General features: G+C 70.8%; 21 protein-coding genes. 12 read left to right on the top strand and 9 right to left on the bottom strand.

What is annotated here, in order from left to right:
* Positions 1 to 45: 45 nt before the first annotated feature.
* Positions 46 to 1,245: a macrolide family glycosyltransferase gene (locus OIE47_RS20330; RefSeq protein ID WP_442792177.1), complete on the top strand. Its 1,200-nt coding sequence runs from the start codon at positions 46 to 48 to the stop codon at positions 1,243 to 1,245.
* Positions 1,246 to 1,455: 210 nt separating this feature from the next.
* On the opposite strand, the gene otsB is transcribed toward OIE47_RS20330, so the two are convergent.
* Entirely contained in the window at positions 1,456 to 4,026 is a 2,571-nt protein-coding gene (gene otsB, locus OIE47_RS20335; RefSeq protein WP_326563174.1) for a trehalose-phosphatase, read from the bottom strand.
* A 26-nt stretch (positions 4,027 to 4,052) separates the two neighbouring features.
* The gene (locus OIE47_RS20340) at positions 4,053 to 5,453 is read right to left on the bottom strand and encodes an alpha,alpha-trehalose-phosphate synthase (UDP-forming) (protein WP_326556131.1); all 1,401 of its coding nucleotides are present in this window, start codon (positions 5,451 to 5,453) and stop codon (positions 4,053 to 4,055) included.
* A 311-nt stretch (positions 5,454 to 5,764) separates the two neighbouring features.
* Between OIE47_RS20340 and ettA the strand changes: the two genes are divergently transcribed.
* The 4 genes from ettA to OIE47_RS20360 all read left to right on the top strand — a co-directional run bounded on the left by ettA (position 5,765) and on the right by OIE47_RS20360 (position 9,402).
* The gene (gene ettA, locus OIE47_RS20345; RefSeq protein ID WP_326556132.1) at positions 5,765 to 7,441 is read left to right on the top strand and encodes an energy-dependent translational throttle protein EttA; all 1,677 of its coding nucleotides are present in this window, start codon (positions 5,765 to 5,767) and stop codon (positions 7,439 to 7,441) included.
* Positions 7,442 to 7,448: 7 nt separating this feature from the next.
* Positions 7,449 to 7,898 carry an acyl-CoA thioesterase gene (locus OIE47_RS20350; RefSeq protein ID WP_326556133.1) on the top strand — a complete coding sequence of 150 codons (450 nt, stop codon included), beginning with the start codon at positions 7,449 to 7,451 and terminating at the stop codon, positions 7,896 to 7,898.
* On the top strand, positions 7,895 to 8,650 hold the full coding sequence (locus OIE47_RS20355) for a hypothetical protein (protein ID WP_326556134.1): 756 nt from the start codon (positions 7,895 to 7,897) through the stop codon (positions 8,648 to 8,650). Before OIE47_RS20350 ends, OIE47_RS20355 begins: the two co-directional genes overlap by 4 nt.
* 149 nt (positions 8,651 to 8,799) lie before the next feature.
* A complete protein-coding gene (locus tag OIE47_RS20360; RefSeq protein ID WP_326563175.1) occupies positions 8,800 to 9,402 on the top strand; it encodes a YbjN domain-containing protein in 603 nt (200 codons plus the stop codon).
* A 23-nt stretch (positions 9,403 to 9,425) separates the two neighbouring features.
* Here OIE47_RS20360 and OIE47_RS20365 read toward each other — a convergent pair whose 3' ends face one another.
* The 3 genes from OIE47_RS20365 to OIE47_RS20375 all read right to left on the bottom strand — a co-directional run bounded on the left by OIE47_RS20365 (position 9,426) and on the right by OIE47_RS20375 (position 12,640).
* Complete coding sequence (locus OIE47_RS20365; RefSeq protein WP_326556135.1) at positions 9,426 to 9,890, bottom strand: globin; 465 nt, start codon at positions 9,888 to 9,890, stop codon at positions 9,426 to 9,428.
* Positions 9,891 to 9,923: 33 nt separating this feature from the next.
* Positions 9,924 to 11,318, bottom strand: coding sequence for an MFS transporter (locus OIE47_RS20370; protein WP_326556136.1), 1,395 nt, complete (start codon positions 11,316 to 11,318; stop codon positions 9,924 to 9,926).
* Positions 11,319 to 11,590: 272 nt separating this feature from the next.
* The gene (locus OIE47_RS20375; RefSeq protein ID WP_442792178.1) at positions 11,591 to 12,640 is read right to left on the bottom strand and encodes a mechanosensitive ion channel family protein; all 1,050 of its coding nucleotides are present in this window, start codon (positions 12,638 to 12,640) and stop codon (positions 11,591 to 11,593) included.
* A 340-nt stretch (positions 12,641 to 12,980) separates the two neighbouring features.
* On the opposite strand from OIE47_RS20375, the gene OIE47_RS20380 reads away from it, so the two are divergent.
* Complete coding sequence (locus OIE47_RS20380) at positions 12,981 to 13,517, top strand: HNH endonuclease (RefSeq protein WP_326556138.1); 537 nt, start codon at positions 12,981 to 12,983, stop codon at positions 13,515 to 13,517.
* 25 nt (positions 13,518 to 13,542) lie between these two features.
* On the opposite strand, the gene OIE47_RS20385 is transcribed toward OIE47_RS20380, so the two are convergent.
* The 3 genes from OIE47_RS20385 to OIE47_RS20395 form a co-directional block, all read right to left on the bottom strand.
* Positions 13,543 to 14,400 (bottom strand): class F sortase, encoded by an 858-nt coding sequence (locus tag OIE47_RS20385; protein WP_326556139.1) that lies wholly within the window; start codon positions 14,398 to 14,400, stop codon positions 13,543 to 13,545.
* Positions 14,401 to 14,413: 13 nt separating this feature from the next.
* The gene (locus tag OIE47_RS20390; RefSeq protein WP_442791971.1) at positions 14,414 to 14,941 is read right to left on the bottom strand and encodes a hypothetical protein; all 528 of its coding nucleotides are present in this window, start codon (positions 14,939 to 14,941) and stop codon (positions 14,414 to 14,416) included.
* Between the two features lie 125 nt (positions 14,942 to 15,066).
* The gene (locus tag OIE47_RS20395) at positions 15,067 to 15,519 is read right to left on the bottom strand and encodes an Lrp/AsnC family transcriptional regulator (RefSeq protein WP_326556140.1); all 453 of its coding nucleotides are present in this window, start codon (positions 15,517 to 15,519) and stop codon (positions 15,067 to 15,069) included.
* A 167-nt stretch (positions 15,520 to 15,686) separates the two neighbouring features.
* Between OIE47_RS20395 and OIE47_RS20400 the strand changes: the two genes are divergently transcribed.
* The 4 genes from OIE47_RS20400 (at position 15,687) to OIE47_RS20415 (ending at position 18,948) form a co-directional block, all read left to right on the top strand.
* Positions 15,687 to 16,616, top strand: coding sequence for a tryptophan 2,3-dioxygenase (locus OIE47_RS20400; RefSeq protein WP_326556141.1), 930 nt, complete (start codon positions 15,687 to 15,689; stop codon positions 16,614 to 16,616).
* Positions 16,617 to 16,672: 56 nt separating this feature from the next.
* Entirely contained in the window at positions 16,673 to 17,944 is a 1,272-nt protein-coding gene (gene kynU / locus OIE47_RS20405) for a kynureninase (protein ID WP_326556142.1), read from the top strand.
* A gap of 271 nt (positions 17,945 to 18,215) precedes the next feature.
* Entirely contained in the window at positions 18,216 to 18,530 is a 315-nt protein-coding gene (gene ctaJ / locus OIE47_RS20410; RefSeq protein WP_442791972.1) for an aa3-type cytochrome oxidase subunit CtaJ, read from the top strand.
* Positions 18,531 to 18,537: 7 nt separating this feature from the next.
* A complete protein-coding gene (locus OIE47_RS20415; protein WP_326563178.1) occupies positions 18,538 to 18,948 on the top strand; it encodes a DUF5130 family protein in 411 nt (136 codons plus the stop codon).
* An 83-nt stretch (positions 18,949 to 19,031) separates the two neighbouring features.
* Here the strand turns inward: OIE47_RS20415 and pepN are convergent, their stop codons facing one another.
* Positions 19,032 to 21,581 (bottom strand): aminopeptidase N, encoded by a 2,550-nt coding sequence (gene pepN, locus OIE47_RS20420; RefSeq protein ID WP_326556143.1) that lies wholly within the window; start codon positions 21,579 to 21,581, stop codon positions 19,032 to 19,034.
* Positions 21,582 to 21,821: 240 nt separating this feature from the next.
* Here pepN and OIE47_RS20425 point away from each other — a divergent pair, with 240 nt between their 5' ends.
* Both OIE47_RS20425 and OIE47_RS20430 read left to right on the top strand, forming a co-directional pair.
* Entirely contained in the window at positions 21,822 to 22,427 is a 606-nt protein-coding gene (locus OIE47_RS20425) for a DsbA family protein (RefSeq protein WP_326563179.1), read from the top strand.
* Between the two features lie 139 nt (positions 22,428 to 22,566).
* Positions 22,567 to 22,815 (top strand): hypothetical protein, encoded by a 249-nt coding sequence (locus OIE47_RS20430; RefSeq protein WP_326556144.1) that lies wholly within the window; start codon positions 22,567 to 22,569, stop codon positions 22,813 to 22,815.
* Positions 22,816 to 22,859: the final 44 nt, after the last annotated feature.

Genomic DNA, 22,859 nt, shown 5'->3' on the forward strand with positions numbered 1-22,859 from the left:
CTCGGCTCACCGCAAACCTCAGGAGATTCCGTGCCGCACATCGCCATGGTCAGCATTCCGTTCCACGGCCACGTCAACCCGAGCTTGGAGATCATCCGGACCCTCGTGCAGCGCGGTCACCGGGTCACCTACGCCAATGACCCCGCCTTCGCCGAGGTCATCGAGGGAACCGGCGCCGAGCTGAAACCGTACGGATCAACCCTGCCCGGCGACGGTGGCTCGGGAACCGACGATCCGATCGAGCAGCTCACGCTCTTCCTCGACGATGCCATCGCCATGCTGCCGCAGTTGCGGGCCGCCTATGCCGGCGATCGGCCCGATCTGTTCCTCTACGACATCGCCGGGGCGCCGGCTCGGTTACTCGGCGAGCAGTGGGGGATTCCGGCCATCCAGCTGTCCTCGACGTTCGTGGCCTGGGACGGCTACGAGCAGGAGATGGCGCCCGTCGTCGAGTCGATGCGGGCTGATCCGCGCGGCGCCGACTACTACCAGCGGTTCGAGAAGTGGCTGACCGTGGAGGGTTCGTCGGTCACCGACAGCATGGCGTTCCAGGGCCGGCCGGTGCGCAGCCTCGTTCTGCCGCCGGAGGCGCTCCAGCCGAACGCGGACCGGGTGGACCGGTCGGTCTACAGTTTCGTCGGCCCGGTCCTGGGCGACCGCTCCCACCAGGGTCCCTGGGTCCGTCCGGACGGCGTCGAGAAAGTGCTGCTCGTCTCCCTCGGCTCCGCCTTCACCCGGCAGCCCGAGTTCTACCGCCGCTGCATCGTCGCGTTCGGTGACCTGCCCGGCTGGCACACCGTTCTGCAGATCGGCAGCCACGTCGATCCCGCCGAGCTCGGTCCCGTCCCGGACAGCGTCGAGGTCCGCCCATGGGTGCCGCAGCTGGCCGTGCTGGAGCAGGCGGACGCCTTCGTCACCCACGCCGGCATGGGCGGCAGCAGCGAAGGCATCTACTGCGGGACCCCGATGATCGCCGTTCCGCAGGCGGCCGACCAGTTCGCGAACGCCGAGCAACTGGCCTCCCTCGGCGTCGCCCGGGTCGTCGACTCGGCCACCGTCACCGCCGTGGAACTCCGCGAGACGCTGCTCGCCCTCACCGCAGACCCCGCCGTGGTGGCCCGCAGCGCCGACCTGAAGCGGCAGGCCCGCGAGGCCGGGGGCGCCGACCGCGCCGCCAACCTGATCGAGGCCGAACTCACCCCGGCACCCGACCGTACCGGCCACCGTCCCGCCAGCGCCGACTAAATCGCCGTACCTCACGCCCCCGACCAGCCCCGCTGTCAGGGCGTGAGGTGGCGCGGTCGCCGGCCGGACATCCCGACCGGAGCACAAACCCAAGGCGTCACCACTGAAGCAAAACCCGACGGGTAAAGGTTGGGCCCCACCGTGCCTGGCGAGGGATCAAGCTTGACGGCCCTCGCCGGGCACGGTGGGGCCCAACCCCACCTCAAAACCTCAGACCGAAGAATCCAACAACAACGCACACCGGATCAACCCGAGATGGCTGTACGCCTGCGGGTGGTTACCCAACCCCCGCTCGACCAACGGGTCGTACTGCTCCGGCAGCAACCCGGTCGGCCCGGCGGTGTCCACCATCTGCCGGAACAGCTCCTCGGCATCCGACCGCCGCCCGGTACGCAGGTACGCCTCGATCAGCCACGCCGTGCAGATGTGGAAGCCGCCCTCACGCCCCGGCAGCCCGTCGTCCCAGTGGTAGCGGTACACCACCGGCCCGCTGCGCAGGTCGGCCTCGATCTTCAGCACCGTCGACAGGAAGCGCGGGTCGTCGTCGGGGAGCAGCCCGGACAGCCCGATCCAGAGCGAGGAGGCGTCCATCTCCTCGTCGCCGTACGCGACGCTGTAGGCGTTGACGCCCTCGTGCCAGCCGTACTCGAGCACGTTGTGCCCGATCCGGTCGCGCAGCTCGACCCAGTCGGGCCGCTCCTCGCCGCCGTGCCGACGCACGATGTGCAGCGCCCGGTCCACCGTCATCCAACACATGACCTTGGAGTAGACGTGGTGCCTCGGGGGGAGGCGGGCCTCCCAGAGGCCGTGGTCGGGTTCGTGCCAGCGGCGGCTGACCGCCTCGACCATCGATTCGAGCACCCGCCACTCGGTCTCCAGCACCGAGCCGCGCAGGTCGGCCACGGCCGCGAGCAGGTCCGCGATCGGCCCGAACACGTCGAGCTGGAGCTGGTGGTTGGCCAGGTTGCCGACCCGGACCGGGCGGGAGCCGGCGTAGCCGGGCAGGGTGTCGATCACGGCTTCGGCGCCGAGTTCGTAGCCGTCGACGGTGTAGAGCGGGTGCAGCCGTTCCGGGTGGCCGCCGGTGCGCTCGACACAGCCGTCGACCCAGCGCAGGAACGCCTCGGCCTCGCCGAGTGAGCCGAGGTCGACCAGGGCGCGGGCGGTCATCGCCGCGTCCCGCAGCCAGCAGTACCGGTAGTCCCAGTTGCGTACGCCGCCCAGTTCCTCGGGCAGCGAGGTGGTCGCGGCGGCGAGGATCGAACCGGTGGCCTCGTGGCAGAGCCCACGCAGGGTGAGTGCGCTGCGGGCGACCAGTTCGCGGTCGTGGGTGGGGAGCTTCAGGCTGGCCACCCAGTCCCGCCACGGCTGTTCGGCGGCGGCCTGCCGTTCGGCGACCGGTACCCGGTGGTGGGCCAGGCTGTGCGAGCCGAAGCGGAGTTCGAGGGTGAGCGACCCGCCGGCGGCGGCGAGGTCGACCACGGCACGGGCGGTCTCGTAGCCGCCGTCGGCGACCACCTTCCACTCGATCCCGGGGGCGTAGAGGGCGATCGGCTCGTTGGAGCCGAGCACCAGCAGCCCGTCGGCGAGGGGTTGGAGCTGGACCGCGACCTGGCCGAACTCGGGCCGGGGAGCGAACTCCAGCCGGACCCGGCCGGAGCCGGTGAGGACCCGGACCAGGGTCGAGTCGCCGGAGATGACAGCCGACCCGCTGGGGACGTTGTCCGACGAGGGCCGGTCCAGCCAGTCGGTGACGGTCAGCCCGGACCAGCGGGTCTCCACCGTCATCGTGCCGGGCCGGTAGCGCTGTCCCAGCGGCAGGCCGCCCCGGTCGGGGGCGACACTGAAGTGACCGGCCGGCGGGCCGCCGACCAGGTCGGCGAAGATCGCCGAGGCGTCCGGCTTGGGGTGGCAGAGCCAGGTGACCTTCGCCTCGGGTGTGAGCAACGCGACCGTACGGCCGTTGGCCAGCATCGAGTGCCGTTCGATCGGCACCGCCCGCTCGCCGAACAGCCAGGTGCGGCGGACCTGGAGCAGCAGGCCGAGCACCCGGGCCGCCTCGATCGGGTCCGCGACCCGGTAGGCCGCCTGGGTCTCCCCGCTGCCGATCTTGATCCCGACGTCGGGGCCGTGCAGGTTGGCGAAGGCGTTCTCGTCGGTCACGTCGTCGCCCATGAAGAGCACCGCGCTGGCCGAGATCTGGGTACGCAACTGGTCGACCGCGGTCCCCTTGTGGGTGGGGATCACCGACAGCTCGATGACCTCCTTGCCCTGGGTCACGGTCACCCCGGTCCAGCTCGCCGGACCGTTCGTCACCGCCTCGACGACCTGCTTCGCCACCTCGGGCTTGGCCCCCCGGGTGTGTACGGCGATGCTGGCCGGCTTGCTCTCCAGGCGTACCCCGGGCCGGTCGGCGGCGATCCGGCGCAGCTCGTTGCGCAGCCGGGTGCGTACCTCGACCAGTTCGGGGGCGAGCCGCTCCACGAAGCCGATGTCGAACTCGGATCCGTGGCTGCCGACCAGGTGCACCTCGCTCGGCAGCCGGGAGAGCGTGGCCAGGTCCCGCAGCGCCCGACCGGAGACCACGGCGACCGTGGTCTGCGGCAGGGCGGCCAGGGCGCGTACGGCGGCAACCGACTCGGGCAGCGGTACCGCCTTGCTCGGGTCCTCGACGATCGGCGCCAGGGTGCCGTCGTAGTCGCAGGCGATGAGTAACTGGGGTGAGCGGGCGATCCTCCCGATCGCGTCCCGCAGCACGGGATCGATCGAGTCCAGGGCCATCGCCCCGGTGTCCAGTACGGACGTGCTCACACTGCCTCCGTTTCGGGCACGCCCAGCTCGTTCAGGAAAGACCGGGCCCAGTGTTCGACATCGTGGGTACGCAGGTGGCGCTGCATGATCCGCATGCGCCGCCGTGCTTCCACCTTGTCGACGTGGACCGCGCGCAACAGCGCGTCCTTCACCCCGTCGGGGTCGTGCGGGTTACAGAGGAAGGCCTGGCGCAACTCGGTGGCGGCGCCGGCAAACTCACTGAGCACGAGCGCGCCGCCAGAGTCGGCGCGCGATGCAACGTACTCCTTGGCCACCAGGTTCATTCCGTCTCGCAGTGGGGTCACCATCATCACATCAGCCGCGCAGTAGAGCGCGGCAAGTTCACTGCGACTGTACGACTGGTGCAGATAGTGAACAGCAGGCACGCCGACCCGGCCAAATTCCCCATTAATCCGGCCAACTTCGCGCTCGACCTTCACGCGTAGTGCCTGGTAGTGCTCGACCCGTTCGCGGCTCGGGGTGGCGACCTGCACCATAACGGCGTCGGGAACTGTCAACTTTCCGTCAGCCAGGAGCTCGCGGAAGGCCTTGAGGCGAAGCTCGATGCCCTTGGTGTAGTCGAGCCGGTCGACGCCGAGCACGACGGTCTTCGGGTCGCCGAGTTCGGCCCGGATCTGCTTGGCCCGCGCCTGCACCGCCGGGTCGGCGGCCATCCGCTCCATCTCCGCGACATCGATGGAGATGGGGAACGCGCCGGCCTTCACCTGCCGCCCGTCGACCTGGATCATCTGACCCTCGTACCGCAGGCCGAGCAGGTGCCGGGCCAGCCGGACGAAGTTCTGGGCGGCCAGCCGCTGCTGGAATCCGACCAGGTCGGCGCCGAGCAGTCCGCGCAGGACCTCGGCGCGTAGCGGCATCTGCATGAACAGTTCGATCGGCGGGAATGGGATATGCAGGAAGAAACCTATCCGTAGGTCCGGACGGAGTTCCCGCAGCATCGCCGGCACGAGCTGGAGCTGGTAGTCCTGCACCCAGACCGTGGCGCCCTCCGCCGCCACCTCGGCGGCGGCCTCCGCGAACCGGGCGTTGACCAGCCGGTACGCCTCCCGCCAGCGACGCTTGTAGGCAGGGGTCTCCACCGCGTCGTGGTAGAGGGGCCAGATGGTGGCGTTCGACTGGCCCTCGTAGTACCGCTCGAGTTCCTCGGAGCTGAGCGGGACCGGGTGCAGTCCGATGCCCTCGAGGTCGAACGGTTCCGGGGCCGCGCCGACGCCACCGGCCCACCCCACCCAGGTGCCCTGGTGCTGCACGAGGACCGGGTGCAGGGCGGTGACCAGGCCCCCCGGACTCCGGCGCCATTGCCGACCTTCTGGGGTGGTCACCTCGTCAACCGGCAGACGATTCGCCACGACCACGAACGAGCTACGTTCCGTCACGATCTGTGCACCTCCGGTGATTCCGCAGTCCACCGCTGAGCGTACTGAGCGTAGCTGTGGCTCCTACCTCGCGGTGCCACTCTTACTGCCCTGCGGGACGGCCGGGGCAAACCGACAAGTGATCTTGACGATATCGTTCCCTTTCGTCCCACCTCGGGTGCTCCGGCGGGGTGATGTGGGCGTACCGGGCTCCACCTGTCAGGATTGACGACGGCCCGCGCGGAGCCGACCCCGGCTCGCGCCTCGCGCTCGCAGGCTTCCGGGCCCGGGCAAAGCTCCCTGTTCCGCAGACTATGGAGGTAGGCCGCACCGTGGCCCAGTACATCTACGTTCTGGAAAAGGCGCGCAAGGCGCACGGCGACAAGGTCGTGCTCGACAACGTGACGCTGAGCTTCCTGCCCGGGGCCAAGATCGGTGTGGTCGGCCCGAACGGCGCCGGTAAGTCCAGCCTGTTCAAGATCATGGCGGGGCTGGACCGGCCGAGCAACGGCGAGGCCCGGCTGATGCCCGGCTACACCGTCGGCATGCTCGCGCAGGAGCCGCCGCTCAACGACGCCAAGACCGTCCTCGGCAACATCGAGGAGGCGGTCGCGGAGACCAAGGCCAAGCTGGAGCGGTTCAACAAGATCGCCGAGCAGATGGCCACCGACTACTCCGACGAGCTGATGGAGGAGATGGGTCGGCTCCAGGAGGAGTTGGACAACGAGGACGCCTGGGACATCGACTCCAAGCTCGAACTCGCCATGGACGCCCTGCGGTGCCCGCCGCCGGACGCCGACGTCGTCCAGCTCTCCGGTGGTGAACGCCGCCGGGTCGCGCTCTGCAAGCTGCTCCTGGAGGCGCCGGACCTGCTCCTGCTCGACGAGCCGACCAACCACCTGGACGCGGAGAGCGTGCAGTGGCTCGAACAGCACCTGGCCAAGTACGCCGGCACCGTCATGGCGATCACCCACGACCGGTACTTCCTGGACAAGGTCGCCGGCTGGATCCTGGAGCTGGACCGCGGCCGGGCCATCGGGTACGAGGGCAACTACTCCACCTACCTGGAGAAGAAGGCCGCCCGGCTGGCCGTCGAGGGTCGCCGCGACGCCAAGATGAAGAAGCGGCTCACCGAGGAACTCGAGTGGGTCCGGTCCAACGCCAAGGCCCGGCAGACCAAGTCCAAGGCGCGGCTGGACCGCTACGAGGAGATGGCCACCGAGGCGGAGAAGACCCGCAAGCTCGACTTCGAGGAGATCCAGATTCCGCCGGGCCCGCGCCTGGGCAACACGGTGATCGAGGCGAACGACCTGACCAAGGGCTTCGGCGACCGGACCCTGATCGAGCACCTCAGCTTCAGCCTGCCGCGCAACGGCATCGTCGGCATCATCGGCCCCAACGGTGTCGGCAAGACCACCCTGTTCAAGACCATCGTCGGGCTGGAGCAGCCGACCGACGGCGGGGTGAAGGTCGGCGAGACCGTCAAGCTGTCGTACGTCGACCAGAACCGGGAAGGTCTGGACGGCGACAAGACCGTCTGGGAGATCGTCTCCGACGGTCTGGACTACCTGATGGTCGGCAAGGTCGAAATGCCGTCCCGGGCGTACGTGGCCGCGTTCGGGTTCAAGGGCCCGGACCAGCAGAAGCCGACCAAGGTGCTCTCCGGCGGCGAGCGCAACCGGCTCAACCTCGCGCTCACGCTGAAGATCGGCGGGAACGTGATCCTGCTCGACGAGCCGACCAACGACCTCGACGTCGAGACGCTCTCCTCGCTGGAGAACGCGCTGCTCGAGTTCCCCGGCTGCGCCGTGGTCATCTCCCACGACCGGATGTTCCTGGACCGGGTGGCGACGCACATCCTGGCCTGGGAGGGCGACGACGAGAACATGGCCAAGTGGTTCTGGTTCGAGGGCAACTTCGACGCGTACGAGAAGAACAAGATCGACCGGCTCGGCGCGGAGGCGGCCCGACCCCACCGGATCACCTACCGCAAGCTCACCCGTGACTAGTCCGGTCGTGTCCGAGCACCCCCAGGCGGCCCGGTACGTCTACCACTGCGCCCTGCGCTGGTCGGACCTGGACGCGTACGGGCACATCAACAACGCCCGCTTCCTCACCCTGTACGAGGAGGCCCGGGTCGCGTTGATGTTCGTCGGCGGCCGGGCCTGGGGGCTCAGCTCGTTCGCCGACGGCGTGGTCATCGCCCGGCATGAGGTGGACTACCTGCGCCCGGTCGACTACGCCCTGGGCCGGGCCACCGCCGAGCAGGCGCCGACGGTCCGGGTGGAGCTGTGGGTGGAGGAGATCAAGGCCTCCCGGTTCACCATCGGGTACGAGCTGTTCGACGGCGAGGTGCTGGCCAGCAAGGCCCGTTCGGTGCTGGTGCCGTACGACCTCGAACACGGGCGACCGCGCCGGTTGACCGAGGACGAGCGGGCCTTCCTGCGGCCCTACCTGCTGCCGTGACCGGGCCCGCCGAGCCCGCTCCGGTCCCGGCCGGTCCGGTGTCGGGCGGGCACGGGCTGACCGGGGTGGCCGACGCGGGTGCCTTCCTGGCCCGGCTGACCCGGCTGGACCCGGCGGCGGTGGTACGACTGCGTCCGGCCGGGCCGGCCGGTCGTACCACGCTCTGGGCCCGCCTGCCGTGGGCGGTGCTGGTCGGCCGGACGGTGGCCGGGGCCGGTCCGGGTGATGTCACGGTCTCCGCGGACGCGCTCCTGGCCGAGCTGGCGCGGGGTGGCACGGCTCTGCCGCCCCGCCGGGACGCGGACTGGAAGTGGCCGCTGCCCGGGTCGACCGGTCAGCTCGTGGAGACGATGCCGGGCGCGGACGTACGCCGGATCGCCGTCGCCGCGGCCGGCACCCTGCGCGACGCGGCCGACCACGGGGTGGGTGGCCGGGCGGTGGGTCAGCGGGTGCTGCGGGACGCGCTGCTCGACCACGTGGCCGTGGTGGTCACCGGGTCGACGCCGGCCGGGTCGGGGGAGCGGATCGAGGTGTCGCAGCGACTGGTGCAGGCGGTGGTCCGGATGGGCTTTCTCGGTTCGGGTGAGGCGGCCGGACCGGAGCACGAGGGTCCGGTCGAATCGGGTCGGACCGGGGCGGGCGGGCCGGACCTGGTCCAGGTTCGGGTGACCGGCCGGTGGACCGGGCTTTCGGCACCCTATGGAGCTGCCTGGTCACTCAAAGCGAGTCAGTTGTCGATCATGCCGGTTTGAGATCGCCTGAACGGTTGATGCTATATAGTTCCTCTGGTCATGGGCATCCGGTGGGGGGATGCTTCGGAACGGCTATCCGGGTACCGTCGTCCCTCGGATCCAACGCACCGTAGGCGACTGGATCCGCTGGGGAGCGAGGTGTGCGAGCAATGCCGTGGTGGTCATGGCGCCCCGGTCACACCGCGACGAGCGGTGAGCCGGAGACTCGAAGCAGGATCTCCGTGGACGAGGCCGTCCGGGTCGGACCGCCCGCACCACGAGAACCGGAACACGACTCCGATTCCGCGGAACCACCCGCGGTAACCGAACGACCCACGCCGGTCGTGCCGGCCATCGTCGCGCCGGTGACCCTGCGCCGGCTCGGGGACGCACTCGACCTGCTCGACGTGCGCTACCTCGCCGACGGCGACGGCAGCCTGCTCGCGATGTGGGAGCGGCACGCGGTGCTGTTCACGCTCGAAGGTCCCGAGGACGAGATCCTGGTGATGCGCGCCCGGCCGTACTCCACCGTGCCGCCGGACTGGGCCGACCGGGCCTACCGGGTGGTCAACGAGTGGAATCACGCCCAGCGCTTCGCCAAGGCGTACGTGGGTGACCCCACCGAGCGCGGCCAGTTGCCGATCTACGCCGAGATGCAGGTGCCGATGCGGGCCGGCGCCCACGACGCCCTGCTGGTCGAGGTGCTCGACTGCGGCGCGGCGATGGCGACCACCTTCGTCGATTGGCTGCACGACGAGGGCGCCCTGCTGTAGAGATCGCCCCCGGCCCGCGCCGGTCAGCCGATCCGGGGCGGGGTGGCGGGCTCGCCGTCGTCGGTGTTCACCATGAAGTACGCGGCGCGCTCCAGGTAGTCCCAGAGCGTCTGCTCGTACTCCCGGGGCAGGTCCAGGCTGTCCACCGCCCGGCGCATCGCCCGCAGCCAGGCGTCCCGCTCGGCCGGGCCGACCCGGAACGGCGCGTGCCGCATCCGCAGCCGCGGGTGTCCCCGCTGCTGGGAATAGGTGTTCGGCCCGCCCCAGTACTGCATCAGGAACAGTGTCATCCGGTCGGCCGCCGGCCCGAGATCCTCCTCCGGATAGAGCGGGCGGAGCAGCGGATCGGTGGCGACGCCGACGTAGAACTCGTCGACCAGCTTGCGGAAGGTCGGCTCGCCGCCGATCGCTTCGAACAGGGTCGTCGGCGTACCCGCCTGGTCGCCCTCACCTGGAGACGTCACCGTTCCATCCTGCCAGGTGTGCATCGATCGGGCGCGGTGTGGGCGGCGCGGCCTTGATCACAGGGTGCTGACGCCGGTCGGCGCGCCGGGTGAGCCGGGCGCCCGCTCGCCGACCGGCTCGTCCGTCGACCGTTGCGGCGGCGTGAGGCCCTCATCCGCCCGGGACTGCCTGGTGGCCTCGGCGATGGCGGTGTTGAACTCGGCGGTGCTGGGCCACTGGGTCGCGACGACCAGCATCAGCAGTACGCCACCGGCGCTCCAGAGCCCCACCACGGTCGGGATGTCGAACCGCCCCGCCAGGACCCCGGTGACCAGTACGGCCCCGCCCTGGAGGACCTGCATCCCGCTGCTCATCACGCCGAACGCCCGAGCCCGGAAACCGGGCGGCAGCGCCTGCACGAACAGCCCGTTCGCGACCGGCAGCAGGCCGGCCACGGCGAAGCCGCTGACCAGCGCCATCAGTGCGACCAGGGGTGGGGTCGGGTTGAGCAGTGCCGGCACCAGGGCGAGGGGGGCCAGGACCGCGAACGGGCGGATCAACGTCCGGCGCAACTCCGGCCGCAGGCCCCGCCCGATGGTCAGGCCACCGAGGATGAAGCCGACCGGACTGGCGATCATGATCATCGCCTGGGTGAGCCCGCGTCCGGGATGGTCGGGATCCGAGATCGCGGCGAACTTGGCCGCCCAACCGGCGGCCAGGCCCTCCGGCACGATGGCGAAGAGCATCGAGGCGAAGACCACGATGGCGATCGCGCGCAGCACCGGCGTGCCGAAGACCAGCCGGAAGCCCTCGGCGGTCTCCCGGAGCAGGTGACTGCGGTGCGCCTCGGTCATCGCGGCCGGGCGCTGGTGGATCCGGAACCGGATCAGCACGGCCGAGAGCGCGAAGGTGCCGGTGTTGATCAGCAGTGCGACGCTCGGGTTCAGCGTGGCGACGGAGGCGCCGAGCACGTACCCGACGATCTGCGCGGCCTGACCGGTGCTGGTGCTGACCGCCAGGCCGACCACCAGGCGGTCACCGGTGAGCAGCATCGGGAGCAACGCCGACCGGGCCGCCTGACTGGGCGGGTTGGCCAGGGTCACGGCGAAGAGCAGCAACAGGATGACCGGGATCGGCAGGCCGGGGATCGCGATGATGCCGATCAGCACCATCCGGGCCAGATCGCAGACCACCATCACGGTCCGGTACGGGTGACGCTCCGCCAGCGTGGCGAGCAGCGGACCACCGACCAGCCAGGGCAGGAAGCTCACCGCGAACGCGGCGGCGGAGAGCGTCACCGACCGGGTCTCCTGGAAGACGAGTACGGTGACGGCGGCCCGGGCCAGGTAATCGCCGAGCCAGGAGAACGCGTTGGCCGTGTACAGCGCCCGGAACTCCGGCTGTGCGAACACCTCGCGGAAGGTAGCCGGCCCTTCGGGCGTACGTGTCGCGTCGGACACGGGGGCCTCCATCGTTCTCGACCGCTGACCACTCAAGATGGAGCCGTCGGGAAACGTTTGTCAGACGTAGGGGGCAACGTTGTCTTCGTCACGCTGTGAGAGGAGCTTGTCCCGGATTCTGCCCGATCGTCAGACATCTGGCTAGTGCGAAAGGGTAGATCGTCGCATGGTTGACTGAACGAACGGACGATACCTGACCACCCGTGTGGTCCGCGACCCCTGCGGGCCGGCGCCCCGGGATTCCGCCGCCCGATCCCGCGTCCGTGCCCCGGCTCCGGCCCCGCTCAGGTGGCCCCGCCCTGGCCGGTCTCGTGCCCCTCGGGCGGCGGCGACGGCGACCGCACGTACATCCGGGAGGCCGCGATCTGCGCGGTGATGCCGGAGTTCTCCAGGGCCTCGGCGAGTCGCCGGCGCAGCTCCCGCCCGACCGGCAACTGGCCGTCCGCCGTCGTCTTGATCACCGTACGGATCACCGCACCGTCCACCGTCACCTGTTCGACGCCGAGCACCTCCGGCGCCTCGACGATCTCCGGTGCGAGTTCCGGGTCCATCGCCACCGATGCCGCCGCCGTACGCAGCACCGCGGTCGCCTCCTCCGTACCGGCGAAGCCGATCGGCATGTCGACCACGACCATCGCCCAGCCCTGGCTCTTGTTGCCGACCCGGATGATCTCGCCGTTGCGGATGTACCAGAGCACACCCCGCCCGTCCCGGATCGTGGTGATCCGCAACCCGACCGCCTCCACCACACCGGTGGCCTCGCCGAGGTCGACCGTGTCGCCCACCCCGTACTGATCCTCCAACAGCATGAACAGACCGGCGATCAGGTCCTTGACCAGCGTCTGGGCGCCGAAGCCGAGCGCCACCCCGGCGATACCGGCGCTGGCCAGCAGGGGAGCCAGGTTGAAACTCAGCTCGCTCAGCACGAGCAGTACGGCGATCCCGAAGACCACCGCCGTGACCAGGCTGCGCAGCACCGAGCCGATCGCCGCCGCCCGTTGCCGCCGCCGCTCCGGAACCACCAGGGCGGGATCGACCGCGGCGGTCGGGATCCGCTCCCGCAGCGGCTTGAGTACGGTCGGCACCCCCTCCGCGGTGGCGTCGACCAGGCGGCTGATGGTCCGGTGCAGCAGCCACCTGATCAGCATCGCGACCAGCACGATCGCGATGATCCGCAGCGGCTTGATCAGGATGTAGTAGCTGCCCTCGGCGAACCAGGGGGTGTCGGTCGCGTCCAGCACCGCCCGGCACAGGAAGCTGTCCAGGCAGCTCTGGCTGGGGCCGGGGGTCGAGGTCGAGGTGACCGAGGGGCTCGGTGTCGGCACGACGGACAGGATCGCGAGATTCACGCCTGCTTTCGTACCGCACCGCCGGCCGTGGCCGCCGGGCGCCCCGCCGCGGAAGGCCGCCGGGAGGTGTGTCCGCCGCGCGCGCGTACGCCGGAAGGCCCTCGGGTTAACCGGACGGAACCGGTCATCCTGCCACGCGACACAAAAGCTTCATGAGGGACCCCGGATTAGTACGTGCAATCGGGGGTCCCATCGGGGACTATTGGCGCACGGACGCCGGTGATCTGCCGGCGTCGGCCGCGGTCGGTGACGATCCGCGCCGTCGGTCGACACACGGCAGATGACAGGAGCGGGGCGCAAGACAGAACGCGGGAGGGTGATCGCGATGCCTGACATACGACCCACGGTGGGCTCCGGCTCGTTGGTGCTCAACGCTACGTATGAGCCACTGTGTGTCGTTTCGGTGCGTCGAGCAGCGATTCTCGTGCTCTCTGCGAAGGCAGTCTGCGTCGCCGACGGCGAGGGCATGCTGCACAGCGCCCGCAACTCCCTGCCCGTTCCCTCGGTGGTCCGACTGACCCGCTTCGTCCGGGTGCCGTACCGCAGCCACGTCGGCCTCTCCCGTCGGGCGATCTTCGCCCGGGACGGCTGGCGGTGCGCCTACTGCCGGGGTCCGGCCGAGACCATCGACCACGTCTTCCCGCGCAGCCGGGGCGGCCGGCACGCCTGGGAGAACGTCGTCGCGGCCTGCGCCAAGTGCAACCACAGCAAGGGTGACAAGACCCCGGCCGAGCTGGGATGGCGGCTGCACGCCCTGCCGGCCCCGCCCAAGGGCACGGCCTGGCGGGTCCTCGGCCACCGGGCGCCCGACCCGCGCTGGGCCGACTGGCTCGACCTGCGCGACGCCGAAATAGCCGCCTGAATCATCACCCACCCGGTCGGCCGGCTCACTTGGGCGGTCGGGCGGAGACCAGTGAGGCGAACACCACCACGTTGTCGGCGTACCCGGTCGTGCCGCCCACCCACCGACCACCGCAGGTGATCAGGCGCAGGCCGGGGCGGTCGAAGTCGTCGAACACCTGCTCGGTGGGGAGTTCCGACTTGTCGTACCGCTTGACGGAGTTCACCTCGAAGACGGCCACCGAGCGGTCCATCCGGGTGACCTCGATCTCGGCGCCGGGCCGGATGTCGGCCAGGTCGTGGAAGACCGCCGGACCGGTACGGGTGTCCACGTGGCCGACGATGACGGACGGTCCGTACTGGCCCGGGGTGGGGCTCTGGTCGTACCAGCCGGCCTCCTGGTAACGGTCGGGCGGCGGTACGGCGATCGAACCGTCCGGTGCGATCCCGACCCGGTGCACCCGGGCCCGGACGTCCAGCGAGTGGATCGCGACGGCGGTCGGCGGGCTCGGCTCCATGACCGGGAACTTGCGCGGGGGTGGCCGGCTGCCGGAGCTGAAACCGGGCAGGAAGTTGGTGCCGGTCACGTACTGCACCCCGAACCCGGTGATGATCAGGCCCATCAGCACGATGATGATCGGTATCGGTCCGGGGCGTCGGCGTACCTGACGGGTCCGGGTGACCCGCTGGCCGGGCGGCCGGACGGTGCCGACCGCACGGGCCGTCCCGACGGCGTGACCCGATCCGGCCGCCCGGGCCCGGTCGGGGCGGAGCGTTCCGGGTGCGACCCGGTCGGCGGTGTCCGGGGTGACGATGCTCGCCGCCGACGCCTCGGTGGCGAGCCGCGCGGCGAGGCGGCACACCCGGCTGTGCGCCGCCCGGACCGGCGCGAGGCGACCGCCCATCGGCCCGGCTGACTCAGGGGCCCGTCGAGGGCCGACGACGGGCGCTGAACAGCCAGAGGCCGCCGCCGAGCACGATCACGGCCAGGCCGCCGACCAGCACCACGGGGCCGCCGAAGCCGCCGGCCGTACCGCCACCGCCGGTGGCCGGACCCTGGGTCGGCTTGCTCATGTTCACCACGGTCAGGGTGGTGTGCGCGGTATTACCGTTCGGGCAGGTCAGGTTCACGTCGAAGGTGCCCGGCGCCCGGTTGCCCGGAATGGTGACCGCCCCGGTGAGGAAGCCGTTGTTCGGTCGTACGACCACCCGGCCGAACGCCTGCGACTCCACCGTCGCCTGGTTGTTGTTGGTCTGGTCGCAACTGGCCCGGATGTTCACCCGGGTGCCCGGTTGGGCGGTGTTCGGGGTGACCTCCACGAAGGCGTTGCTGCTCTGCATCGGCGTCGGGGTCGGCGCCGCTGCGGCCGGCGTCGCCGGCGCGGCCAGCGCGATCACCCCGGCCGTCGAGAGGAGCGCTCGACGCACTGCTGATCGACTCTGCATGACCTCCCCCTTCCGGCCATCCGGCCGGCCACCGCGTGGTCCGCGTCGCTCAGGGTGTTCCCACCCGGCTCCGCGAATCACGCCCGATCGCGAGGTCGGTCGGCTCCGGCGGCGGACGCTCCGGCTCAGGGGGTGGACTGCTCCGGCAGCGGTGTCACCGGGTGCCAGTTCAGCGGGGACGAGAGGACCATCGTGCTCGACGGCTGGCCGTACGGGGCGAGCCGGTCGATCACCTGCTCGAACGCGTCGATCGACCCGGCCGCGACCTTCAGCACACTGCACGCGTCGCCGGTGATCCGGTGGATCTCCAGCACTTCCGGCCAACCGGTCACGGACGGGTCGCGCAGGATGCAGCGGGGGCCGTAACAGGACATCCGGATCAGTGCCACCACGCTGCGGCCGGCTCGGGCCAGGTCGACATGGGCGTGGTAGCCGGTCACCACCCCGGCCTCCTCCAGCCGGCGGACCCGCTCGGCGACCGCCGGTGGGGACAGGTGCACCCGCCGGGACAGCTCGCTGTACGAGAGCCGGGCGTCGGCCTGCAACTCGCGCAGCAGCGCCCAGTCCATGTCGTCCACGCGACCGACCTTTCCTTCGTGAGGTGATTTCTCAACCTAGCCGCTGATCCGGAGGGTCGGAACGGTCAGGTGCCGTTGGTTCGGCATTCCGTACGAGCCCCCACCGGAGAGATCATGACGCTGGGGCCGACGGAACGCGATGCCGACGGACGGAAAGGGGACTGGCGATGGGGCACACGGAGCGCGGGGCAGCGGCGGTGGCGGCGACCGGGGACCCGGTACCGACCGGCGCGGTGATCCGTACGGTGAACGCCGACGAGCGGGCCGCCCGGGCGGTTGCCAACGCGGGCGAGCCGACGCTGGAGTTCGCCGACCGGACGCCGTACGACGCGTACGTGCACGCCAGCACGCTGCACACGTTGCAGCAGACGCTGAGCAAGGACCCGGGCGAGATGTCGTTCCTGATGATCAGCCAGATCATGGAGCTCTACTTCGGGCTGACCTGCTTCGAACTGCGCGAGACCCGGGAGCGGCTGCGCGACGACGACGTCTGGGGCGCCCTGCCCTCGCTGCGCCGGGCGGCGCTGCACCTGGAGGGGCTGAACGCGGCCTGGCACGGCCTGCGCTGGATGACCCCGGCCGACTTCAACAAGTTCCGCGACCTGCTCGGCGAGGGCTCCGGTTTCCAGTCCGCGATGTACCGCCAACTGGAGTTCCTGCTCGGTCTGAAGACCGCCTCGCTGGTCCGCCCGTTCCGCCGCCAGCCGGCCGTGTACGAGGCCCTGGTCGACGCCCTGCACGCCCCGAGCCTCTGGGACGAGGTGCTGGTGCTGCTCGACCGCCGCGGCTTCGACCTGCCGGCGGCGTTGCTCGACCGGGACCTCACCGAGCCGGCCGAGCCGGACCCGGCGGTCGAGTTGGCCTGGGTCCGGATCTACCGGGACACCGGCCCGGACAACCACCTGCGGATGCTCGGCGAGGCGCTGGCCGAGGTCGGCGAGCAGTTCGGCGACTGGCGTTACCAGCACCTGAAGGCGACCCAGCGGGCGATGGGCGCGAAGGCCGGCACCGGCGGCTCGGGCGGCGTGGCCTGGCTGCAACGGAGCATGGCCCGTACGGTCTTTCCCGAGCTGTGGTCGGCCCGGACGCTGATGTGACGAGCGGCCGACCGACCGGGTACCGGAACCACCCCTTTCGTGAAGTGGACGCACAGATGCACGCTGCCGAAGAAGAAGCCCACCGTCTCGACGCCGCCGATCCGGGGCACCGGGACCTGTTCCTGATCCCGCCGGCCGAGGGCGGCCGGTACGCCGACAGCGCGTACCTGGTCGGCAACTCCCTCGGCCTGCAGCCCCGGGCGACCCGTACCGAGCTGCTGGAGGAGCTGGACAAGTGGGCGGGGCTGGCAATCGAGGGCCACTTCGAGGGGGACCGCCCCTGGACCCCGTACGTCGGTCTGCTCACCGGCCCGGCCGCGCGACTGGTCGGCGCGCTCCCGGCGGAGACCGTGGTGATGAACACCCTCACGGTCAACCTGCACCTGCTGATGGTCTCGTTCTACCGGCCGTCCGGCGCCCGCACCCGGATCGTCATCGAGGACACCGCGTTCCCCTCGGACAGCTACGCGGTCCGCAGCCAGGCCACCTTCCACGGCCTCGACCCCGACGACACGGTGGTACGGCTGCGCGCCCGACCGGGCGAGGAGAACCTGCGCACCTCCGACGTGCTCGACTACCTCGACCGGGAGGGTGACCGGGTCGCCCTGGTGCTGCTCGGCGGGGTGAACTACCTCACCGGCGAGCTGATGGACATCGAGGCGATCACCCGGGCCGGTCACGCCGCCGGTGCGGTGGTGGGCTGGGACCTCGCCCACGCCGCCGGCAACGTGCCGCTGCGGCTGCACGACTGGGAGGTGGACTTCGCCGCCTGGTGCACGTACAAGTACCTGAACTCGGGGCCGGGGTCGGTGGGCGCCGCGTTCGTCCACGAACGGCACCTCGGCAGAACCGACCTGCCCCGGTTCGACGGCTGGTGGGGAAACGAGCCGGCGACCCGGTTCGAGATGACGGCGGAGATCCGGCCGCCGGCCACCGCCGACGCCTGGCAGATCTCCAACCCGCCGATCCTCGCCATGGGCCCGGTCCGGACCTCGCTGGAACTCTTCGACTCCGTCGGCATGGCCGCGCTGCGCGAACGGAGCATCCGGTTGACCGCGTACGCAGAGCGCCTGCTCGACGAGGTGGTCGCGACCCGGCCGATCAGCGTCCTGACCCCGCGTGACCCGCAGCGGCGTGGCGCCCAGCTCTCCCTGCGGATCGGCCGGGGCAGCGCCGCCGACCTTGCCCGACGGCTCCGGTTCGAGCACGGTGTGTTCACCGACTCACGCGAGCCGGACGTGATCCGGGCCGCACCGGTGCCGCTCTACTCGACGTACCACGACTGCTGGCGGCTTGCCGACGCGCTCGCCCGTACGGTCGGGGAGTAGCCCGGCCGGGCGGTATCGCCTCGCCTGCCGGGCGGTGTCCGGTTGCCCGCTATCCGCGCAAAACCCGTCCACGGTACGGCGACGAGGGCCGATCCACGCTCTCGCCGCCGTACCGCACGCAGGTCAGCGGCGGGTGGGATCGCCACCCCGAGATACACGGCGCGCCGCACTCCGATACCGTTGACAACGTCTGAGTCGGAGCGGACCGGCAGCCTGGCCGCCCAACCCTGGGCCGGGTGTTTGGTCCCTATCACGCCTGGGAGCGTTGAGGTTGTCTGCTACCGAGCAGTGGACGGTTACCGACACCTTGCTGTATTTCGTCGGGATCCCGGCCGCCGTGGTGCTGGTGATCGCCGTGCTGGCGCTCGCCGGTAGCGGCGGACGGAGTGCTCGACGGTATCGGCCGGGACGGCCATTCGACTTCACCCCGGTCTGGTTCCTGTCCGCGCCGGAGAACCTGGCCGGATCGGCCGCCGCGGCCCTGCGGGCCAGCGGCCGGACCGCCGAGCTGACCGGCGCGGAGACCGAGACCACGGGTACGCCGAGTCAGGCGGGCACAACGGGAGGCGCAAGTGACCGCTGGTGAGCAGACCATGACGGAGTACAGCCCGGCGCAGCCGGAGCCGACCGGTCACCCGGACGTGCTCGACGGCCCGTTCTCGACCCGCCAACTGCTCCGCATCGACGAGGCGCTCCGCCTCGCCGACCAGGGCAGCGAGTTGACCTTCACGGTCTACGTCGGCGCCCTCGACGAGCCCGTACGCGAACACGCGGTGCGGCTGCTGGACCAGCTCGCCGAGCCGGACCGGTCGGTCCTGATCGCCGTCTCGCCGAACCAGCGGTTGCTGGAGGTGGTCACCGGCGCCGAGGCCCGCAAGCGGATCCCGGACCGGGACGCCAAGCTGGCCGCACTGTCCATGGTGGCCGCCTTCGGTGGCGGCGACCTGGCCGGCGGCATCATCAGCGGCCTCGACCAGCTCGCCAGCCGCGCCGGCAAGGCGTAGGGCAGACCCGCTACACCGTAGACAGAAGACCCGGCCTCGGCACCGAATCGAATCGGTGCCGAGGCCGGGTCTCTTCCGTCTGCTCAGGCGGTCGCGGCGTCCCGGGCCCGAGCCTTGATCGCCCGGACCACACCGTCGCGGCCCTCGGACACCAGCCGGCGCAACGGTGCCGGGTGACCCTCCTGGGCCAACCACTCGTCGGTGGCGGCAACGGTGTCCGCGCTGACCTGGTAGGCCGGGTAGGCCAGGATGACGAACTCCTGGGCGGGCTCGCTGTCCCGGCTCGCCCACACCCGACCGAGCGCCTCGAAGTACCTGCTGGTGTACGGCGCACTCAGCTCCACCTGCGCCGGGTGCTGGAAGCCCTGCAACAGTGCCCGGCTGCGCCAGTTCGGCAGGATCTCGTCGCCGGTCAGCGACGCCCAGACCTCGGCCTTGTGCTCCGGCGTCGGCACCAGCGCACGGGTCAGCGCCGCCTCGCGCTCACCGCTCGCGGTCCGGTCACCGGCCAGCTCGGCGTCGATCTCGGGGATGCCGGCGGCACCGGTGGCGACCAGGGCCCGCAGCAGGGTCCACCGCAGCTCGGTGTCGATGGCCAGCCCCTGCGGCACGTCGGTGCCGTCGAGCCAGCCGCGCAGCGTGGCGAGGTCCTCCTCGGACCGGGCCGCGGAGGCGTAGGCCCGGGCCCAGGCGAGCTGGAGTCCGCTGCCCGGTTCGGCCAGCCGGACCGCGGTCCTGGCCGTACGCGCCAGGTCCGCCCAACCGGTGGGTGCCCAGTCCGGGTCGGCGTACATGGCGAGCGTGCTGGCGGCCTGACGCAGGGTCTGGGTGACCAGGTTGATGTCGCTCTCGGCGGGCAGCCCGGCCAGCACCAGCGCGACGTAGTCGCGGCCGGACAACTCGGCGTCGCGCACCATGTCCCAGGCGGCGGCCCAGCACAGCGCCCGGGGCAGGGACGACTCGAACGCGCTGACGTGCTGCACCACGGTTGCCATCGAGCTCTCGTCGAGGCGCAGCTTGGCGTAGGTCAGGTCGTCGTCGTTGAGCAGCAGCACGTCCGGCGCCGCCACCCCGGCGAGCTGGGTCAGCTCGGTGGCCTCACCGGACACGTCGACCTCGAGCCGGTCCCGCCGGACCAGCCGGCCGTCGCGCAGGTCGTACAGGCCGACCCCGATCCGGTGCGTACGCAGGGTGGGGTAGTCGGCGGGGGCCTCCTGGCGTACGACCACCCGCTGGTAGGTGCCGTCGGCGGCGATCTCCACCTCGGGGCGCAGCGTGTTGACCTGCGCCGTCTCCAGCCACTGGGCGGCGAACTTGCGCAGCTCCCGGCCGGAGGCCGTCTCCAGTTCGGAGAGCAGGTCGTCGAAGGTGGCGTTGCCCCAGGCGTACCGGCCGAAGTAGCTGCGCAGACCGGCCCGGAACGGCTCCTCGCCCACGTACGCGACGAGCTGCTTGAGCACGCTGGCGCCCTTGGCGTACGTGATTCCGTCGAAGTTGACCTCGACCGCCTCCAGGTCGGGCATCTCGCAGTAGACCGGGTGGGTCGAGGAGAGCTGGTCCTGCCGGTAGCCCCAGTTCTTCCGGATGGACAGGAAGGTGGTCCACGCGTCGGAGAACCGGGTGGCGTGCGTGTTGGCCCAGTGGCTGGCCCACTCGGCGAACGACTCGTTCAGCCACAGGTCGTTCCACCAGCGCATGGTGACCAGGTTGCCGAACCACATGTGGGCCAGCTCGTGCAGGATCGTGTTCGCCCGCTGCTCGTACTCGAAGTCGGTGACCTGGGAGCGGAAGATGTAGTGCGTCTCCGAGTGGGTGACGCAGCCGAAGTTCTCCATCGCACCGGCGTTGAAGTCGGGCACCCAGAGCTGGTCGTACTTGGGCAGCGGGTAGCGGACCCCGAACTGCTCGTGGAAGAAGTCGAAGCCCTGCGTGGTGATGAGGTGCAGGTCGTCGGCGTCCATGTGCTCGGCCATGCTGGCCCGGCAGTAGTAACCCATGCTGATGCCGTCGTGGCTGTACCGGACCTCGTGGTACGGGCCGGCGCAGAGCGCGGTGATGTAGGTGCTCATCCGGGCCGACTCGGCAAAGTGGACGGTCTTCGTCGCACCGCCGTCGGTCTCCTCGGCGGTCACCGGCATGTTCGAGATCGCCCGCCAGTGCACCGGGACGGTGGCGTGCCAGGTGTAGACGCTCTTCAGGTCGGGCTGGTCGAAGCAGGCGAACACCCGCTGGGCGTCGGCCGTCTCGAACTGGCTGTAGAGGTAGGTCTCGCCGTCCACCGGGTCGACGCTGCGGTGCAGACCCTGCCCGCTCGCGGAGTAGAGGAAGTCGGCGTCGACGACCAGGGTGTTCTCGGCCGCCAGGTCGGTCAGGGTGAGGCCCGTCTCGGCGGACCAGGTGCCGAGATCGACGGGCGTGCCGTTCAGGGTGGCGGTGCGGACCGAGTCCGCGGCCACCTCGATGAAGGTGCCGGCACCCGGCTCGGCGCAACGGAACCTGACCTCGGTCACCGAACGGAAGGTGCGATTGTCGGCGGCCTGGCCGCCGGAGGTCAGATCCAGGCTGATGTCATACCCGGTGACGTCGAGCAGGCGGGCCCGCTCGGTCGCCTCGACCTGGGTAAGGTTGCGCACTCCCGGCACGTTTAGTCTCCATCCGCAGTTCGCCCGCTGTCCCCACTGACAGCGAAGATCCACCCCCGGTGGCTCCCGTCGAGTGTTTCACGTAGGGGAGCGGGCGGGGGTGGTCCAACTCACGGTCTCATCTCGGTGCTCTTCCGGTACCCCCGGGGTGAAGATTTGTTCAGGTGGGAGGCAATCCGCCTTTTTTGAATAGTGAAGGAGGTCGCCGTGCCCGAGCGCGCGAGCGTCACGATGTACTTCGATCCGGCCTGCCCCTGGGCCTGGATGACCTCCCGCTGGCTGCTGGAGGTGGAGCAGGTCCGCCCGGTCGACGTCGAATTCCGGGTGATGAGCCTGGCCGTGCTCAACGAGGGCCGGGACGAACTGCCGGAAACCTACCGGGAATTTCTCAAGACGGCGTGGGGTCCGGTGCGTCTCTGCATCGCCGTCGAACAGAAGTACGGCCAGAAGGCGGTGCGGGACCTCTACACCGCGCTCGGCAACCGGATCCACCCCGGCGGTGAGAAGCGCGGCCCGGCGCTGTACGAGGCCGCCCTCGCCGACGTCGGCCTGGACCCGTCGCTCGCCGCCGCCGCCGACTCGACCGAGTACGACGAGGCGCTGCGCGCCAGCCACGAGGCCGGCATGCGTCCGGTCGGCAACGACGTCGGCACCCCGGTGATCCACGCCCCCGGCCCGGTCGACGGCGAGACGGTCGCCTTCTTCGGCCCGGTTGTCACCCCGGCCCCCAAGGGCGACGCGGCCGGACGGCTCTGGGACGGCGTGCTCCTGGTCGCCGGCACCCCCGGCTTCTACGAGCTGAAGCGCTCCCGCACGATCGGCCCGATCTTCGACTGACCGGTACGGCCCGGTCCGCCCGGCGGCACCGGGTGGCTCGGCGGTACGGCGTGACCGGGCGGCGGCTCCACTCGTTGGACCCAGCGTCCGTGGCGGTGGTAGCCCCGCCCGGTCACGCCGACTCACCGGAGAGACCCCGATGCCCAAGCACGACCATGATCGTGAGCAGCAGACCGCCCCGACACCCGAGGTGGTGGCCCGAAACCTGGGCGGCGCCTACTGGTCGGTGGACCTCCGGTCGCCGGCACTGCCCGAGCACCTGGCGGATCTGGTCGCCCCGCCGATCGTGGTCGGGGCCGCGCCCGTACCGGCCAGTGCGCTGGTGGCCATGTCGCCCGTGGCACGTCGTCGGGGCGGCCGGCACCGCCGTACCGCACCCACCGGCTGAGGCCCGCCCAGCCGGTGGACACCCGCGGGGGATCCACGCTCCGC

The organism is Micromonospora sp. NBC_01796, from assembly GCF_035917455.1.
In the GTDB taxonomy this organism is placed as follows: Bacteria; Actinomycetota; Actinomycetes; order Mycobacteriales; family Micromonosporaceae; genus Micromonospora_G.

Coding starts and splice junctions, on each gene's coding strand:
- OIE47_RS20365 (WP_326556135.1), bottom strand. CDS start 9,890: ATGCACACCTGGCAGGATGGAACGGTGACGTCTCCAGGTGAGGGCGAC.
- OIE47_RS20380 (WP_326556138.1), top strand. CDS start 12,981: ATGCCTGACATACGACCCACGGTGGGCTCCGGCTCGTTGGTGCTCAAC.
- OIE47_RS20360 (WP_326563175.1), top strand. CDS start 8,800: ATGCCGTGGTGGTCATGGCGCCCCGGTCACACCGCGACGAGCGGTGAG.
- OIE47_RS20390 (WP_442791971.1), bottom strand. CDS start 14,941: ATGCAGAGTCGATCAGCAGTGCGTCGAGCGCTCCTCTCGACGGCCGGG.
- OIE47_RS20385 (WP_326556139.1), bottom strand. CDS start 14,400: ATGGGCGGTCGCCTCGCGCCGGTCCGGGCGGCGCACAGCCGGGTGTGC.
- kynU (WP_326556142.1), top strand. CDS start 16,673: ATGCACGCTGCCGAAGAAGAAGCCCACCGTCTCGACGCCGCCGATCCG.
- otsB (WP_326563174.1), bottom strand. CDS start 4,026: ATGGCCCTGGACTCGATCGATCCCGTGCTGCGGGACGCGATCGGGAGG.
- OIE47_RS20370 (WP_326556136.1), bottom strand. CDS start 11,318: ATGGAGGCCCCCGTGTCCGACGCGACACGTACGCCCGAAGGGCCGGCT.
- OIE47_RS20425 (WP_326563179.1), top strand. CDS start 21,822: ATGTACTTCGATCCGGCCTGCCCCTGGGCCTGGATGACCTCCCGCTGG.
- OIE47_RS20330 (WP_442792177.1), top strand. CDS start 46: ATGGTCAGCATTCCGTTCCACGGCCACGTCAACCCGAGCTTGGAGATC.
- OIE47_RS20430 (WP_326556144.1), top strand. CDS start 22,567: ATGCCCAAGCACGACCATGATCGTGAGCAGCAGACCGCCCCGACACCC.
- OIE47_RS20415 (WP_326563178.1), top strand. CDS start 18,538: ATGACGGAGTACAGCCCGGCGCAGCCGGAGCCGACCGGTCACCCGGAC.
- OIE47_RS20400 (WP_326556141.1), top strand. CDS start 15,687: ATGGGGCACACGGAGCGCGGGGCAGCGGCGGTGGCGGCGACCGGGGAC.